The following is a 15,322-nucleotide window of genomic DNA, read 5'->3' as shown; positions in this document are numbered from 1 at the left end:
TCTGTGTTAAAATTGGACATGGATAAAGTACTCCTCTCAAAAGGTTATTGTGGTGATAACTCAGAGAGTACTTTGTCCTTTTTTCTTTGTCTAGAAAAAGGCCTTACACATACATTTATAAACCATCGGTTTTATAGCGAAAATTTCTTTTTTATAGCGAATTTCTTATTTTTATAGCGAAAATCAGATTTTAATAGCGAACTGGAAATTCCGGACGATTTTTTCCAATTCAAAAAAGAGCAGCGGCGGCTGCTCTTTTCAACATTAGCGGTTATCTACTTTCTCAGGATACATATCGTGGTTCATCATGCGGTAATTAGCCATTTCTTCATACTTAGTGCCAGGCTTGCCGTAGTTTGTGTAAGGGTCGATTGAAATTCCGCCTCTTGGAGTGAATTTCCCCCAAACTTCGATATACCTTGGATCCATCAGCTTAATCAGGTCATTCAATATGATGTTCATGCAATCTTCGTGAAAATCTCCGTGATTCCTGAAGCTGAATAGATACAGCTTCAGCGCTTTGCTTTCGACCATCAATTTATCAGGAATATAGCTGATATAAATCGAAGCAAAATCAGGCTGTCCCGTGATTGGGCATAGACTTGTGAACTCTGGTGTATTGAATTTCACAAAGTAATCCCTGTATGGATGTTTATTCTCAAATGTTTCAAGGATTTCAGGGCTGTACTCAAACAGGTACTTCGTTCCCTGGTTGCCAAGCAATGTCAGATCTTTCATTTCTTCTTCTTTTCTTCCAGCCATTTTAAAAGCCTCCCATGATGTCCGCAAACGCTTTTCGAGGCCAAAAACCCCACTATCTGCCCTAATAAAATAAAAAACCATATCCTCTGGGATATGGTTGAAATTCTTCAAAGCCATAGTTTTTTATAGAGGGTGTCCGCTATGAACCTCTCCCGCGAGTACGGGATGCATATTAATTTTTATAAGGCAACTATAATGAAACGATTGCTGAATGTCAAAAGAAAAATTTTTCTGTGTCTTCGCTTCGAATAACAAAGATGTGACAGTTTCATGTATTACCAGTTTTTATTTTTACATATGTTCAAATGATTATTTACAATTGTTCAACCACCTGATATATTATTCATGTAAGTTACACATAATAACTCTTGGCAATATATTTTTCTTCTTAATGAAAGCGTTTCAACATATTCTGAATACGGAAAGGGTTTGAATTGAATGACTAACGAATTAGCAAGAATGATCGACCACACATTACTTAAAGCAAATGCAACTGAAGCTGAGATTGTTAAATTGGCTGAGGAAGCAAAAGAATATAAGTTTGCATCTGTATGCGTAAACCCAACTTGGGTAAAGACGGCTGCACAAATTCTTAAGGGTGCAGAAGGTGTGGAGGTTTGTACAGTAATCGGCTTCCCTCTTGGAGCTTCAACATCTGAAGTAAAAGCTTTCGAAACAACGAATGCAATTGAAAATGGTGCAACTGAAGTTGATATGGTCATCAATATCGGCGCATTGAAAGACAAGCAGTACGATGTAGTTGAAAATGATATCAAAGCAGTTGTTGAAGCAGCAAAGGGTAAAGCTTTGACTAAAGTTATCATCGAGACTTGCCTTCTTACTGACGAAGAAAAAGAAATGGCTTGCAAGCTATCTGTCAGCGCAGGAGCAGATTTTGTCAAGACTTCTACTGGTTTCTCAACAGGCGGCGCTACAGTTGAAGATATCGCCCTCATGAGAAAAACAGTTGGACCAGATCTAGGTGTTAAAGCTTCTGGCGGCGTTCGCAGCCTTGAGGATGCACAAAGCATGATCGAAGCTGGCGCAACAAGAATTGGCGCAAGCTCAGGTGTTGCAATCATGAATGGCCTGTCTTCAAATTCTTCATACTAAGCGTAAAATCATACCTTACTAAAAAATAGGCTCTGTTAAAGCTGAATGTTGATTTTTAACCCCTGTTGATTGTAGTGGAAGGCGCGTAGACTCCTGCGGGCGGGCGAAGCGCCTGGAACGAAAATCAACAGCCGTGTTAAAAAGAGCTAAAAAATAGATCATGGGAATGGGGAGTGGACATGGATAAGAACATGCTTGTTGAAAAAGCGATTGAAGCGAGAAGCAAAGCATACGTTCCATATTCTAAGTTTCAGGTTGGCGCTGCAATCGTAATGAACAATGATGAAGTTTATCTTGGCTGCAATATCGAAAATGCTTCTTATGGCCTGACAAACTGTGCCGAAAGAACGGCAATTTTCAAGGCTGTATCAGAGGGTGCTACTGAAATCAAGGCGATTGCAGTAGTCGGAGACACTGAAGGTCCAATTTCTCCATGCGGTGCCTGCCGTCAGGTAATTGCAGAATTTTCGAATGATGATACAAAAATTTACCTTGCCAACCTTAATGGCGATGTAATGGAAACGACGATCAGTGAAATTCTTCCTGGTTATTTTTCATCCAAGGATATGGATAAGAAAATTGATTAAGATCAATATTTTACCAGCTTAATGTAGGGCAATTCCTTTCCTTAAATGGGTGAAGGAGTTGCTCTTTCTAATTCGGAAGGATTTAGCTCACTTGCTTAATAAAGGAGGAAAGAGCCGCCAATTGATTCAATTGGGGCATACATCATGGGAGACGCAGGTTTATTGCTGTCAGGAGCAGCACTTTTCCTTAACAGCTTAATGCTTCTTGGCCGGGCAAACGCTAAAAGCGTAGCAGTATTCAACTTATTTATCGGAGCAATGCAAGTGATTGTTCCTTTTTACTTAATTGCCGTATCGGACCAGAGCAACTGGACGATTTACAGTCTGGCAAGCATTTTTCTGTTTGGCTTCACTTATCTATATGTAGGTTTAACTTTATTAAAGGACCTAGATGGAAGCGGCCTCGGCTGGTATTCCCTTTGGGTCGCCGTCATTGCCATCATTTACGCCATTGTTGCCTATGTTCATTTCGCTGATATAATCAGCACCCTTACATGGGTAATGTGGGCATATCTCTGGTTCCTGTTCTTTTTGTCAATGGGTTTGAACAAGAAAATCGATGCTTATATCGGCAAGGTTGCAATGGTACAATCCTGGCTGACATTAACACTCCCTGCATTGCTTTCCATGACAGGTATATGGAAAAGTGAACAGGTGGCGGACGCATGGATTTACTTCTCAATCGCTGCATTTGTTTATTTTGGGTACATCACATTAAAACTCAGAAATTCATCAGCAAGAACAGAAAGATTTGCATAGTAACGATAAAAAAACCGTCCTGCCGGATATTGGCATGGACGGTTTTTACTTTCCCCAGTTTATTTAGCAAGTACGTTTGTCAACACAGGCACAACTTGCTTCTTGCGTGAAACAACACCTTTAAGCGTCGCAGTGTTGTTTTCCAGTGTAACATCGAATGCTTGCTCAACAGAAGCTGCTTTTTCACCAAGTGCAAGGGCAGCTGAATCATTTGTTAAAATGTCAGTGATGACCAGGACAAATAGATCCAGGCTTTTCTCTGAGATTTTCTTGTTTAATGCCTCTTCAAGCTCAGACTGGCGTGCGAGCACTTCATTCACATCGACAGTGTTCACCTGTGCGATTTCAACCTTTGAGCTGCCCATTTGGAATTCCTTCGCATCAAGAGATATAAGCTCATCAATTGTTTTGCTGCTTAAATCAGCACCAGCCTTAAGCATATCAAGGCCATACGCATTAGCGTCGACACCAGCAATCTCAGCTAGTTCACGTGCTGCGTCAACGTCCTGCTCTGTGCAAGTCGGGGACTTGAACAATAATGAATCGGAAATGATCGCAGACAGCATTAGCCCTGCGATATTCTTTTCGATTTCCACATTGCTTTCTTTGTACATCTTATTTAGGATTGTCGCAGTGCAGCCAACAGGTTCAACACGGAAATATAGTGGATCGCTCGTTTCGAAATTCGCCACACGGTGGTGGTCAATGACTTCAACGATTTGAACTTTTGTAATATCATCAGCACTCTGCTGGCGTTCGTTGTGGTCAACAAGGATGACCTTGTCCACTTCTTCAGAAACCTTCCCGGCAAGGCGAGGTGCTTCAGCCTTGAAGTAATCAAGCGCATATTGAGTTTCTCCATTAACCTGGCCCAAACGCACTGCTTCCGCATCGACACCAAGCTTTTGCTTTAAGTTAGCATAGGCAATGGCAGAGCAGATTGTATCCGTATCAGGATTTTTATGTCCAAAAACAAGTACTTTTTCCATCATGACACTCCTCAGTTACAATTTATAACGGACATTCTGACTCTCATTTCTAAAATGAAAGAGTCCGTATATCCCATAAATAATATACGCTAAAATGGAAAGATTTTAAACAGCTTTGTACTAATTTGGCGTATTGCTAAGAAAAGCGCTGGAGATGGACAATTCTCGAAGTGAATTTTATGCTTTCTAATTTTGTAAAATAAAAGATCCGGATTTAATCATCCGGATCTAGTGTTATTAGATTTGCTCCAATAATGTTTTTGTTTCAGAATATACAAGGTTATGGGCTTCAGCAACAGCCTGGTAAGTAACATAGCCGTTTAGCGTGTTGATGCCCTTCAATAATGCTTCATTGTCAAGGCAAGCCTTTTTGTAACCTTTGTTTGCGATTTGGACAGCATATGGAACTGTCACGTTAGTCAGTGCGATGGTAGACGTTCTTGGAACAGCTCCAGGCATGTTCGCTACTGCGTAATGCACAACACCGTGCTTTTCATAAGTTGGGTTGTCGTGAGTAGTGATTCTGTCTGTTGTTTCAAAAATTCCACCCTGGTCGATTGCGATATCGACAACGACTGAACCTGGGTTCATGGACTGGATCATTTCTTCATTTACTAGCTTAGGAGCTTTTGCACCTGGAATCAAAACTGCTCCGATTACAAGGTCAGATGCTTTAACAGCTTCTGCGATATTGAAAGGATTTGACATTAGAGTTGTAATATCGGATCCGAAGATATCGTCTAGCTGGCGAAGACGGTCTGGGTTCAAGTCAATCATCGTGACTTCAGCACCTAGTCCGACAGCCATTTTCGCAGCATTCGTTCCTGCTACTCCACCACCGATGATCGTAACTTTTCCTCTTTGTACACCAGGAACTCCCCCAAGAAGGATTCCTTTGCCGCCGTGAACCTTTTCAAGGAACTGTGCGCCAATTTGTGTAGACATACGGCCGGCAACTTCACTCATCGGCGTCAACAATGGAAGTGAGCCGTTTGCAAGCTGTACTGTTTCGTATGCGATACCAACCACCTTGTTCTCAATTAATGCCTTTGTCAGCTCTGGTTCTGGAGCAAGGTGCAAATATGTAAATAAAATCAAGCCTTCACGGAAATAACCGTATTCTTGTGAAAGAGGTTCTTTAACCTTCATGACCATATCCTGGGACCATGCTTCTTCCGCACTGCCAACAATCAAGGCGCCAGCAGCTTTGTAGTCTTCGTCAGTAAAGCTGGAACCAAGACCCGCACCAGCTTCAATAAATACTTCATGACCAAAGTTAACAAGGTTAAGTACACCTGCAGGCGTCATAGCCACACGATTTTCATTATTCTTTATCTCTTTAGGTACACCGATACGCATTATTGCATACCTCCTATAATAATAATTGCCTTACCATTTCAGGCCCTGACACAACTATATCATTTTTCCCTGGAGAAAAAGCAGATATTTTTAGAGGGATAAAAGTATAAAATGGTCAAGGATGAAAACACTTTCATTTTAGTAGAAAAAAAACCTTTTGGCAAAACAATTCGTATAAAATTCCCTAAAATATACTATTCTGTATATTTTTAATCTTATAAAAGTTGAAATATGAATAAATTCTCTATTACAAATACCATTCAACATACTATATCTTTACATTTCCATCTGCTAGAAATAATTAAGCTTGCAGATTGTTTCTGCAAGCTTGTTCTTAATGTTTACCGAAGTTCTTCATTGTTTTCCACAGCAGCCTTCATTTGCTCCTGTCCGACCACCCCACTGTTGTAGGAATCCATAATCTGCTGGCTTACCTGCTCGATGCCCTGATCATCATAATCGTAAAATGACTGGCCGCGCTGCTCCTTTTTCTCCATGCTGGTTGCCTCCTTAAATAATATGCTTGCATCCATAGTTTTCGTTTGATTGTCACAGCTATACTAAGGAATCTATTGTATAATATAGGTAAAGGAGGCGAGAACTATGGCGCTATATTATAAGAGCATTTTAGTTGCCGTTGATGGTTCTAAAGAGGCAGCATGGGCTTTCAAAAAAGCGATTGAAATTGCAAAAAGAAACGATGCAAAGCTAGTCATGACCCACATCATCGATTTGCGTACATTTGCAACTGTTGAAGCTTATGACCGCACGATTTCAGAGCGTGCCAATCAATTTGCTACAGAGCTGATGGAAAACTACAAACAGCAGGCAAGGGAAGCTGGTATTACTAATGTCAGCTACGAAATCGATTATGGTTCACCAAAGGTCAAGATTGCCAAAGATGTTGCTAAAAAATACAACGCCGACCTGATCATTTGTGGAGCCACTGGCATGAACGCGATGGAACGATTTTTCATCGGGAGTGTTTCAGAACACATCACCCGTTATGCATCATGTGATGTCCTAGTCGTCCGTACTGACCAAGACAACTAATAACCAATTTTACAATATCAAAAGCACGCAGTTTTTCAGACTGCGTGCTTTTTCAATTTATACAAGCTCTTTTGCTTTGTCGATTTGCGCTTTTACCTCCGAAAATCCTGTTCCTCCTGCACTGTTCCTTCGTTCAACTGCATTATAAGGGTTCAAGGCTTCATAGATATCTTTTTCAAATAGAGAATTCATTGATTGATATTCCTCTATCGAGAGGTCAGCTAGGTAGCAGCCCTTTTGTATGCAATCGAGCACAAGCTTGCCAACAATTTCATGGGCCTCCCTGAATGGGACTCCCTTTGCTGCCAGATAGTCTGCGAGCTCCGTCGCATTTGAAAAATCGTTCTTGACTGATCCTTCCATCTTCTCTTTCTTAACATTCATCGTCTTAACCATTCCAGAGAAAATTTTCAGCGAGCCTTTAATTGTTTTTACAGTATCGAACATTCCTTCCTTATCCTCTTGCATGTCTTTGTTATACGCTAAAGGCAGTCCTTTCAAAACTGTCAGCAAGCCCATCAGGCTTCCATAGACCCTGCCGGTTTTCCCGCGGATCAATTCGGCCATATCGGGATTTTTCTTTTGCGGCATGATGCTGCTTCCTGTTGTGAACGTATCTGAAAGCTCAATGAACTGGAACTCCTGGCTGGACCATAGGATGATTTCCTCGCATAAGCGTGATAGGTGCATCATTAAAATAGAACTTCCTGACAGAAATTCAAGAATGAAATCCCGATCGCTTACGGCATCAAGGCTATTCTCGTAAATACCTTCAAATCCAAGCATTTCTGCTGTGAAATTGCGGTCGATTGGGAATGTCGTCCCGGCAAGAGCACCGGCGCCAAGCGGGGATAAACTGATTCTTTTTAGACTATCCGTATATCGATGTTTATCCCGCTCAAGCATCCAGAAATAAGCCATGAGATGATGCGCAAATGAAATCGGCTGGGCTCTTTGCAAATGTGTATAGCCTGGCATGATCGTTTCGACGTTCTGTTCTGCCTGGCAGATCAATGTATTTTGAAATTCGGTAATCAAGTCAATGATCTCGCCAACCTGAGTTTTAAGGTATAAATGCATATCCGTCGCAACCTGATCGTTCCTGCTCCTGGCGGTATGAAGCTTGCCTCCAGTTGGACCGATCATTTCGGTTAGATGATGCTCAATATTTAAATGGATATCCTCAAGTTTCGCAGAGTACTCCAGCTCATTGTTCTTTGCTTTCTGCTCCAGCATCTTCAATCCTTGAATGATGTTGTCTGATTCTGACGATGTTATAATCCCGCATTTCGCAAGCATCGCAGCATGTGCAATGCTTCCTTCAATGTCCTGCTGCGCTAATTCCTGGTCAAAGCCGATCGATGCACCGAATTCGTCAACCCAATCTTCTGCCGATCCGGTGAATCTGCCGCCCCACAATTTCTTCACACTGTCACCTTCTTGCCCTGGACCATGCTGTGAACGACTGTCGGAAGCCCCCATAAGTTGATGAAGCCAACAGCAGCGCTATGATCAAACTCGTCGTCTGAAGTATAGGTCGCCAATTTCTCGTTGTATAGAGAATATGGTGATTTTCTTCCTTCAATAATCGCATGGCCTTTGAAAAATTTTACACGGACAGTTCCAGTAACATGCTTCTGGGTTGATTTCAAGAAGGCTGCCAATGCTTCCTGTAGCGGCGAGAACCATAAGCCTTCATAAATCAATTCAGTCATCTTTTTCTCAATGACAGGCTTGAAATGGGCAACTTCCTTAACAAGAGTGATGTCTTCCAGTTCTTTATGCGCTTTAATCAATGTCATTGCTGCCGGAGCTTCGTAAACCTCACGTGACTTTATGCCGACAAGGCGATTCTCGACATGGTCAATTCTTCCGACACCATGCTTTCCTGCGATCGCATTAAGCTCAAGAATCAATTCGGATAGCAGGTAAGTCTTTCCATCAATCGCTGTTGGTACACCTTCCACAAATTCAATTTCGATTAGATCAGGTGTATCTGGTGTGTCTTCTAGCTCTGCAGTCAATTCATATGCCTCAACTGGCGGAGCCTGCCAAGGGTCTTCCAGTATTCCGCATTCATTGCTTCTGCCCCAAAGGTTTTGGTCAATCGAAAATGGGCTGTCAAGATTGATTGGAATTGGAATGCCATTGTTCGCTGCATATGCGATTTCTTCCTCACGAGACCACTTCCATTCACGCACTGGTGCGATTACCTTCAGATCGGGATTCAACGCTTTAATTGAAACCTCAAATCTTACCTGATCATTCCCTTTTCCGGTACAGCCATGTGCTACGGCAACTGCTCCTTCCATCTCTGCAATTTCTACTAGTTTCTTAGAAATCAATGGACGGGAGAGCGCAGAAACTAACGGGTATTTGCCTTCGTATAATGCATGTGCCTGCAAGGCAAACAGTGCATAATCGTTCGCGAATTCTTCCTTCACGTCCAATACATAGGATTGAACAGCACCAATCTTCAACGCTTTTTCCTTTATGAACTGAAGGTCTTTTCCTTCACCTACGTCCAGGCAGCAAGCCACCACTGCATAACCTTGTTCCTTTAGCCATTTAATTGCAACAGATGTATCAAGACCGCCTGAATAGGCTAGTATCACTTTATTTTCAGTCATTTTTTTCATACTCCTTTTTAAACGAATATTTATTCATATAATTTAATTTTTATTCATGTTTATAAAATTAACAGGTTTTAAGGAACATTTCAAGACTAAATTTTAATTTTATTTATCCAGTAATCAGATTGGAGGTCAGGCTAGTATAGAAGAGGGAATAAAAGTATAGTAGAATGGAAGCAATGAATATCGGAATGGGGGCTCCATCAGATATGGAACAATATTTTCTTTATAACAGCCGACTTGGCATTCCCCTCCCTGCTATAAATGGAAGCTGGGAAGAATATGACATAGATACACAACATGCCATCCTGCTCCACTGGGAAAAAATTCGCGGAAGCATTCCTGACCGAATCGCCGAGCTTGAAAAAACAATCAACCTTAAACAGGCCCAGCTTTCAGACGAAAGCAATTTTATTCGCTCATGTGAATTAAACAGCGAAATTGCTGAGCTGGCATCCATCATCAATGACCTTTGGCTCTGGTACCGGACGCATCAGGACATTTCATTGGATAAAATGCACCAATAAGAAATTTGCTCTGGCAGAACTTTCAATCGCATAAAAAAATAGCTTGGAGCTTCCAAGCTATTTTTTATTACTATACTTTTTGCCGAGATAGACTCCGGCGACTAGGCATACTACTCCAAATGCTTTTAATAATCCAATTCCCAAAGGCCCCCAATTGATCAATTGTTGAACCCACCGAAATGCTGCCAATTATTATGAATAAAACAGCTAATACTATTTTCATGATTTCCCCTTTTCATGTAATGCAGAGCGTTTCCTTTTACCCTTTTCCTTGGTACAGCTGTTTTTCGGGCAATGCAGAGCGTTTCCTTTTACCCTTTTCCTTCGTACAGCTGTTTTTCGGGCAATGCAGAGCGTTTCCTTTTACCCTTTTCCTTGGTACAGCTGTTTTTCGGGCAATGCAGAGCGCTTCCTTTTACCCTTTTCCTTCGTACAGCTGTTTTTCGGGCAATGCAGAGCGCTTCCTTTTACCCTTTTCCTTGGTACAGCTGTTTTTCGGGCAATGCAGAGCGTTTTTCTTTTTAACCTTATTCATCGTACAGCGCATTACGGTGCAAACCAGATGGTTTTATCCACATTTTTTCACCAAAAGCTGATTTCAGATTAATGTAAGCTCTACTTCTATCCCCATAATTTCTGCAAACTTTTCCATTCCTTTTTAAAACACTAAAAAAGGATGAAATCCGTTTAGATTCCATCCCTGCATTCTTATAAATCCTTCGTCAGCTCTCTCACTACATGCCCGATTTCGGGGATAATCAATTTTTCCATCGCCAGTCGGACAGCTCCTGTTGAACCTGGTGTTGAAAAGACTGCCCGGTCATTAACGACACCGGCAGCAGCCCGCGACAACAGGGCTGCGGAACCTATGTCCTCAGTGTAGCTGAGCATACGGAAAATTTCGCCAAAACCGGAAATCTCCTTATCAAATATGCTTTGAACGGTTTCGATTGTAACGTCCCGTTTGGCAATCCCTGTGCCTCCGTTTGTTAGAACAACGTCAACATCCGGGTTGCTGCAGCCTTTCAGGACTTCCGATTTAATTGGTTCTGCTTCGTCTTTGACAATCACATACTCGACAATCTTATGGCCTGCTCCTTCGAGCATTTCCTTCATAAGCTTGCCGCTTTTATCCGTTTCTTCTGTCCTAGTATCGCTGACGGTGATCACCTTGCAGCGTACCTGGCTAGGTGCAGCCTGCTTGTGTTCCTGTGTACTCATATTGTTATAGCGCCCCTTTTTCTTTGAAATATCTCATCTGGTAATATTTATGGGCGAATTCAGTAACTCTCCGCGTCAATTGATAGTTTGCCCCTGCTCCAATAGCCATGCTGATGACTGGAAGGCCTTGTATATGCTTTTTACGGAATAAGAGAATAGCCATACCTTTAAAGATTTGCTTGATTGGCTGTTCAAGCCACGTAACGTCTGTCAGGTCATCATTTCCTTCGTAAAAATAAAAGTCTTCAGCCTGTTCCAGGTCATTCTTCAGCTCATTCCAGCCTGTGCTCTGCATCCTTGAAGGCATTGTCGCAGTATGGAAAACCTTCAAAGCCACCATCATCTCAAATGGGGTATTCACTTCAAATCCGTAAGTCATCGCAATCAGCTGGACTATCCTTAGATTGATGACCGCCATCGCTGGCATATCCGCTCCAAGGACGAGATTCCCCCCACTGCCTGACATGCCACCCTGGACTAATGAGTAGACCCTGTGGCGGGCGATTTGCTGACCCGCGATAAACTCCAGCTGCTCGATCGGCAGTTCCCTTAAATCATGGACCGTTTCAAGATCAGGCTGAAATACCCTGCCTGCAGCAAGGATCCTCTCCTTGGCATCCATCTGCAGCTGCGAGCCCTGAATAAGCGAATGAAGATGGAACAGCCAGCTGTCAAACAGTGAGAAAAAACGCTCCTGGACTTCTTCTGGCAAAAGCGCGAAGGAACGCTCGAGATACCGGTCATAGGCAAGTTCAAAATCATTAGGTTCATAGTCATACAGCTTGTTTTCCCAATTGCTTAATTCATCCCGCACCTTTTGTTCCCGATCAGTCAAAGGCATTGAAAAACCTCCAGCATGTGAATTTTCTTCCAGTATAGCATAAAAAATCGTCCAATATAAAAAGGCAGAAGCGGGCTCGCTTCTGCCTGAAAAAATTCTTTATTTAGCCAAACGCACAACATCGCGCGCAATCATGACTTCTTCATCTGTCGGGATGACCATTACTTTAACTGGAGAGTGCGGATAGCTGATGAAAGCTTCTTCTCCACGAACTTTGTTCAAAGCAGGGTCCCAGTAAATGCCCATGAACTCAAGTCCTTGCAGTACTCGTGCACGAATTGCAGTACTGTTCTCGCCTATACCAGCAGTGAAAATGATAGCATCTACACCGCACATGCGGGCTGCATATGAACCGATATATTTATGGATTCTGTCAGCGAATACCTTCAGGGCAAGCTCTGCACGCTCGTTTCCTTTTTCAGCTTCTTCTTCAATGTCGCGAAGGTCGCTGGAGAAGCCTGATACGCCAAGCATCCCGCTTTCTTTATTGAGGACATCTAATACTTGGTCAGCATTCTTGTCCGTTTTTTCCATGATGTATGGAATCAAGGCAGGGTCAATATTACCTGAACGAGTACCCATTGTCACACCAGCGAGCGGAGTGAATCCCATTGAGGTATCAATCGACTTTCCGCCTTCGATCGCAGCAATACTTGCACCATTTCCAAGGTGACATGAAATTAGGCGAAGATGCTCAACGGGACGTCCAAGCATTTCTGCCGCACGTTGTGAAACATACTTGTGAGACGTTCCATGGAAGCCATATTTACGGATTCCGTATTTTTTATAATATTCATATGGAAGGCTGTAAAGGAATGAGTTTTCAGGCATCGTCTGGTGGAATGCTGTATCAAAAACAGCAATTGCCGGAACATTCGGCAGTACTTGCTGGAATGCACGGATACCAGTCAGGTTTGCTGGATTATGCAAGGGAGCAAGCTCTGAGAGCTCTTCGATTTTATTTAAGACTTCTTCAGTGATCAACACAGAATCGTTGAATTCTTCTCCGCCGTGAACAACGCGGTGGCCAATGCCTTCGATTTCATCAAGGGATTGGATGATTCCTAGAGATGTAAGCTTATCAAGAAGGATTTTTACCGCAACTTCATGATCTTGGATATCAGAAACTTCCTTGATTTTTTCCCCATTCACAGAGATTGTGAAAATAGAATCCTTAAGGCCGATTCTTTCAACAATTCCTTTTGTGATTACTTCTTCGCTCGGCATTTCGAACAATTGGAACTTAAGTGATGAGCTGCCGGCATTGATTGCAATTATTTTAGCCATTTTGTACCGCTCCTTTTATATAACAACCTGATAATATATACATTTAAATAGTACACCTTTATTGTGTGCCACAGGCTGCAAATATATCTCTCAATTCCCCATTTAAACACTGTCTTTTTCACATTTCAAGCAAAGCTTTCCCAAACATGAAATGAGTTTTTATTCAGATACTTCTAATGATTTGAAAAAAGCTTCACATACTCATTTTTCACCTTTATGATAAAAGCTCTGTTAAACCTGGTTGTTGATATCCGTTCCAGGCGCTTCGCTTTCCGCGGGCGGCCCGGGGAGCCTCCTCGTCGCTTCACTCCTGCGGGGTCTCCCCTGACCCGTTCATCCCGCAGGAGTCTTCGCGCCTTCCACTCCAATCAACAGAGCTTAAAAATCAACAATGATCTTTAACACAGCCATGATAAAAAAGAACCGGCAATTTATCCGGTTCCTCTCTTTACTTCTCTGTCATCTTATTCTCATTAAACCAAATGTCAATTTTATTTAGCATTCGGTTTACGGCAGCTCCGTCAGAAAGCTTTGGCAGTTCCGCAAGAAGCGCCTGCTTCGGTGCTTTTACTTCTGCACCGTTTTTCTGAAGGATTAAAATGCTCTTCGCAGCTTGTTTATTTTTAAATAATGAAGCCGGCAGCTGTAAAATTCCCTGGACGATTAAATGCTTTTTGATGAACTCATGCAGCAATGGAGCCTGTTCACTTTCAAATAAACCATTTGGAATCATGAAGAACAGATAACCACCTTCTTTCACATGCTTCGTACTTTGCTCAATAAACATGTGATGTGAATAGGTATGCCCTTCTTTTGCCTTAACTTCATAATCCTCCGCCCTAAGGTCGTTAGGATAATAGCCTACAGGAAGATCGCAAATGACGCCGTCCGCTGGATCCACAAACAGTGGTTCAAGGCTGTCCTGATTGAAAAGTTCAACAGGATGTTTTTGTAAGTTGGCATTCACGAAAGCAAGCCTGATTAACAGGTCATCGATATCAACTCCGATTGAGTCAATTTCCTTATCTGTTTGCTGATTCAGGACGGTTGCCAGCAGGTTCCCGGTACCGACGGCAGGATCAAGCAGCCTGAAAGACTTTTTGTTAATAAACTTGTTAACCAGATAGCCGATGAACATGCCCACAGAATCCGGCGTCATCTGATGATTTGGCTGTACATGCTCCTTCATACCTTTCAATATTGCGAGCTGGAAACCTTTGCGAATCTCTTCTTTTGAAAAATCGTCCAGCTTGAATTCTTTATATGTTTTCTCAAGCCTTTTCTTCGTTACTTCATTCAATTCGTCCTGGAGGACTGTTCCCTGGAACATATTCTCGCCCGTTTCGGCCAGAGCCTCCAAATATGTACATGAAAGTTCTTCTTTTAAAATATCCGCAGTAATATTGAATGCGGTGAATAGTTTTTCTACCGGAGTGGTACTCACTTTTTTTCCTCCCGATCCTAATATGTATTTATTTTAGCCATGTTTTCATTTGTCTACAAGGTATATGACTCATAAGCAAAACAAGCCGCAGGATTCTGCGGCTTGTTTCTAGGTTGTTATTATCTAGCTTGCTTTGCAGCTTCAACCGCTGCTTCATAATCAGGATGATCCGTCACTTCACTTACATATTGTACGTATGTTACTTTGTCGCTGGAATCAACAACAAACACTGCGCGAGCCAGCAGGCGAAGTTCTTTGATCGCAACTCCGTATGCCTCACCGAAAGAAAGCTCACGGTGGTCAGATAGAGTTTGAACATTTTCAATACCGGCTGCTCCGCACCAGCGCTTCTGTGCAAACGGCAGGTCAACGCTCACTGTCAAAACCTTAACATTATCAAGTTTTACAGCTTCCTCGTTAAACCGGCGAGTCTCCGCATCACAAACTCCTGTGTCAAGGGAAGGAACTGCGCTGATCAATCTAACTTGTCCCTTAGTATCCTGAAGTGTCACTTCAGACATATCATTTGCAAGAACCTTAAAATCAGGTGCCTGGTCTCCAACCTTCACTTCATTTCCTAACAATGTAACTGCGTTCCCCTTAAATGTAACAGATGCCATACCTGCTCATCCTCCTTGTCCATTATATGTACAGTGTTAATATATCTTTTAAAAAATATTTTTGCAATTATTTTACGGATGACTTTCCATGTCATTGTCGCTGGATATAGTTTTACTATTCCCATCC

At 42.2% G+C, this 15,322-nt stretch carries 16 protein-coding genes; 5 read left to right on the top strand and 11 right to left on the bottom strand.

From position 1 onward, the window contains the following. Positions 1 to 264: 264 nt before the first annotated feature. On the bottom strand, positions 265 to 762 hold the full coding sequence (queF, locus tag M3204_RS16560; RefSeq protein WP_251484203.1) for a preQ(1) synthase: 498 nt from the start codon (positions 760 to 762) through the stop codon (positions 265 to 267). Between the two features lie 438 nt (positions 763 to 1,200). Between queF and deoC the strand changes: the two genes are divergently transcribed. The 3 genes from deoC (at position 1,201) to M3204_RS16545 (ending at position 3,221) form a co-directional block, all read left to right on the top strand. Next, entirely contained in the window at positions 1,201 to 1,875 is a 675-nt protein-coding gene (gene deoC / locus M3204_RS16555; protein WP_251484201.1) for a deoxyribose-phosphate aldolase, read from the top strand. 179 nt (positions 1,876 to 2,054) lie between these two features. After that, on the top strand, positions 2,055 to 2,462 hold the full coding sequence (locus tag M3204_RS16550) for a cytidine deaminase (RefSeq protein ID WP_251484199.1): 408 nt from the start codon (positions 2,055 to 2,057) through the stop codon (positions 2,460 to 2,462). Between the two features lie 144 nt (positions 2,463 to 2,606). Beyond that, positions 2,607 to 3,221 carry an AmiS/UreI family transporter gene (locus M3204_RS16545; RefSeq protein ID WP_251484197.1) on the top strand — a complete coding sequence of 205 codons (615 nt, stop codon included), beginning with the start codon at positions 2,607 to 2,609 and terminating at the stop codon, positions 3,219 to 3,221. A gap of 59 nt (positions 3,222 to 3,280) precedes the next feature. Here the strand turns inward: M3204_RS16545 and M3204_RS16540 are convergent, their stop codons facing one another. The 3 genes from M3204_RS16540 to M3204_RS16530 form a co-directional block, all read right to left on the bottom strand. Next, positions 3,281 to 4,210 (bottom strand): manganese-dependent inorganic pyrophosphatase, encoded by a 930-nt coding sequence (locus M3204_RS16540; protein WP_251484227.1) that lies wholly within the window; start codon positions 4,208 to 4,210, stop codon positions 3,281 to 3,283. 237 nt (positions 4,211 to 4,447) lie between these two features. Then, positions 4,448 to 5,569, bottom strand: coding sequence for an alanine dehydrogenase (ald, locus tag M3204_RS16535; RefSeq protein ID WP_251484195.1), 1,122 nt, complete (start codon positions 5,567 to 5,569; stop codon positions 4,448 to 4,450). Positions 5,570 to 5,910: 341 nt separating this feature from the next. Beyond that, positions 5,911 to 6,066: a hypothetical protein gene (locus tag M3204_RS16530; protein WP_251484192.1), complete on the bottom strand. Its 156-nt coding sequence runs from the start codon at positions 6,064 to 6,066 to the stop codon at positions 5,911 to 5,913. Between the two features lie 106 nt (positions 6,067 to 6,172). Here M3204_RS16530 and M3204_RS16525 point away from each other — a divergent pair, with 106 nt between their 5' ends. Next, positions 6,173 to 6,622, top strand: coding sequence for a universal stress protein (locus M3204_RS16525; RefSeq protein ID WP_251484190.1), 450 nt, complete (start codon positions 6,173 to 6,175; stop codon positions 6,620 to 6,622). A 57-nt stretch (positions 6,623 to 6,679) separates the two neighbouring features. Here M3204_RS16525 and argH read toward each other — a convergent pair whose 3' ends face one another. After that, positions 6,680 to 8,050: an argininosuccinate lyase gene (gene argH, locus M3204_RS16520; protein WP_251484187.1), complete on the bottom strand. Its 1,371-nt coding sequence runs from the start codon at positions 8,048 to 8,050 to the stop codon at positions 6,680 to 6,682. Further along, positions 8,047 to 9,252 (bottom strand): argininosuccinate synthase, encoded by a 1,206-nt coding sequence (locus tag M3204_RS16515; RefSeq protein WP_251484184.1) that lies wholly within the window; start codon positions 9,250 to 9,252, stop codon positions 8,047 to 8,049. Before M3204_RS16515 ends, argH begins: the two co-directional genes overlap by 4 nt. Positions 9,253 to 9,464: 212 nt before the next feature. On the opposite strand from M3204_RS16515, the gene M3204_RS16510 reads away from it, so the two are divergent. Next, positions 9,465 to 9,782: a hypothetical protein gene (locus M3204_RS16510; RefSeq protein ID WP_251484181.1), complete on the top strand. Its 318-nt coding sequence runs from the start codon at positions 9,465 to 9,467 to the stop codon at positions 9,780 to 9,782. A gap of 708 nt (positions 9,783 to 10,490) precedes the next feature. On the opposite strand, the gene M3204_RS16505 is transcribed toward M3204_RS16510, so the two are convergent. The 5 genes from M3204_RS16505 to tpx all read right to left on the bottom strand — a co-directional run bounded on the left by M3204_RS16505 (position 10,491) and on the right by tpx (position 15,195). Then, positions 10,491 to 11,003, bottom strand: a complete 513-nt coding sequence (locus M3204_RS16505) for a MogA/MoaB family molybdenum cofactor biosynthesis protein (protein WP_251484178.1) — start codon at positions 11,001 to 11,003, stop codon at positions 10,491 to 10,493. 4 nt (positions 11,004 to 11,007) lie between these two features. After that, positions 11,008 to 11,844 (bottom strand): EcsC family protein, encoded by an 837-nt coding sequence (locus M3204_RS16500; RefSeq protein WP_251484175.1) that lies wholly within the window; start codon positions 11,842 to 11,844, stop codon positions 11,008 to 11,010. A 99-nt stretch (positions 11,845 to 11,943) separates the two neighbouring features. Then, on the bottom strand, positions 11,944 to 13,131 hold the full coding sequence (locus tag M3204_RS16495) for an acetate kinase (protein WP_251484171.1): 1,188 nt from the start codon (positions 13,129 to 13,131) through the stop codon (positions 11,944 to 11,946). Positions 13,132 to 13,579: 448 nt separating this feature from the next. Beyond that, the gene (locus M3204_RS16490; RefSeq protein ID WP_251484168.1) at positions 13,580 to 14,575 is read right to left on the bottom strand and encodes a class I SAM-dependent methyltransferase; all 996 of its coding nucleotides are present in this window, start codon (positions 14,573 to 14,575) and stop codon (positions 13,580 to 13,582) included. Between the two features lie 119 nt (positions 14,576 to 14,694). Continuing rightward, positions 14,695 to 15,195: a thiol peroxidase gene (gene tpx / locus M3204_RS16485; RefSeq protein WP_251484165.1), complete on the bottom strand. Its 501-nt coding sequence runs from the start codon at positions 15,193 to 15,195 to the stop codon at positions 14,695 to 14,697. Positions 15,196 to 15,322 lie beyond the last annotated feature (127 nt).

Origin of the sequence: Mesobacillus subterraneus, from assembly GCF_023715485.1 — a bacterium.
Lineage (GTDB): Bacteria > Bacillota > Bacilli > Bacillales > Cytobacillaceae > Mesobacillus > Mesobacillus subterraneus_B.
Note: the sequence above shows the minus strand (reverse complement) of the source record. Positions and strands in the feature narration are given on the sequence as shown.

What these genes read in the sequence shown, in the direction of transcription:
- queF (WP_251484203.1), bottom strand. Translation starts at nt 762, where the DNA reads ATGGCTGGAAGAAAAGAAGAAGAAATGAAAGATCTGACATTGCTTGGC.
- deoC (WP_251484201.1), top strand. Translation starts at nt 1,201, where the DNA reads ATGACTAACGAATTAGCAAGAATGATCGACCACACATTACTTAAAGCA.
- M3204_RS16550 (WP_251484199.1), top strand. Translation starts at nt 2,055, where the DNA reads ATGGATAAGAACATGCTTGTTGAAAAAGCGATTGAAGCGAGAAGCAAA.
- M3204_RS16545 (WP_251484197.1), top strand. Translation starts at nt 2,607, where the DNA reads ATGGGAGACGCAGGTTTATTGCTGTCAGGAGCAGCACTTTTCCTTAAC.
- M3204_RS16540 (WP_251484227.1), bottom strand. Translation starts at nt 4,210, where the DNA reads ATGGAAAAAGTACTTGTTTTTGGACATAAAAATCCTGATACGGATACA.
- ald (WP_251484195.1), bottom strand. Translation starts at nt 5,569, where the DNA reads ATGCGTATCGGTGTACCTAAAGAGATAAAGAATAATGAAAATCGTGTG.
- M3204_RS16530 (WP_251484192.1), bottom strand. Translation starts at nt 6,066, where the DNA reads ATGGAGAAAAAGGAGCAGCGCGGCCAGTCATTTTACGATTATGATGAT.
- M3204_RS16525 (WP_251484190.1), top strand. Translation starts at nt 6,173, where the DNA reads ATGGCGCTATATTATAAGAGCATTTTAGTTGCCGTTGATGGTTCTAAA.
- M3204_RS16515 (WP_251484184.1), bottom strand. Translation starts at nt 9,252, where the DNA reads ATGACTGAAAATAAAGTGATACTAGCCTATTCAGGCGGTCTTGATACA.
- M3204_RS16510 (WP_251484181.1), top strand. Translation starts at nt 9,465, where the DNA reads ATGGAACAATATTTTCTTTATAACAGCCGACTTGGCATTCCCCTCCCT.
- M3204_RS16505 (WP_251484178.1), bottom strand. Translation starts at nt 11,003, where the DNA reads ATGAGTACACAGGAACACAAGCAGGCTGCACCTAGCCAGGTACGCTGC.
- M3204_RS16500 (WP_251484175.1), bottom strand. Translation starts at nt 11,844, where the DNA reads ATGCCTTTGACTGATCGGGAACAAAAGGTGCGGGATGAATTAAGCAAT.
- M3204_RS16495 (WP_251484171.1), bottom strand. Translation starts at nt 13,131, where the DNA reads ATGGCTAAAATAATTGCAATCAATGCCGGCAGCTCATCACTTAAGTTC.
- tpx (WP_251484165.1), bottom strand. Translation starts at nt 15,195, where the DNA reads ATGGCATCTGTTACATTTAAGGGGAACGCAGTTACATTGTTAGGAAAT.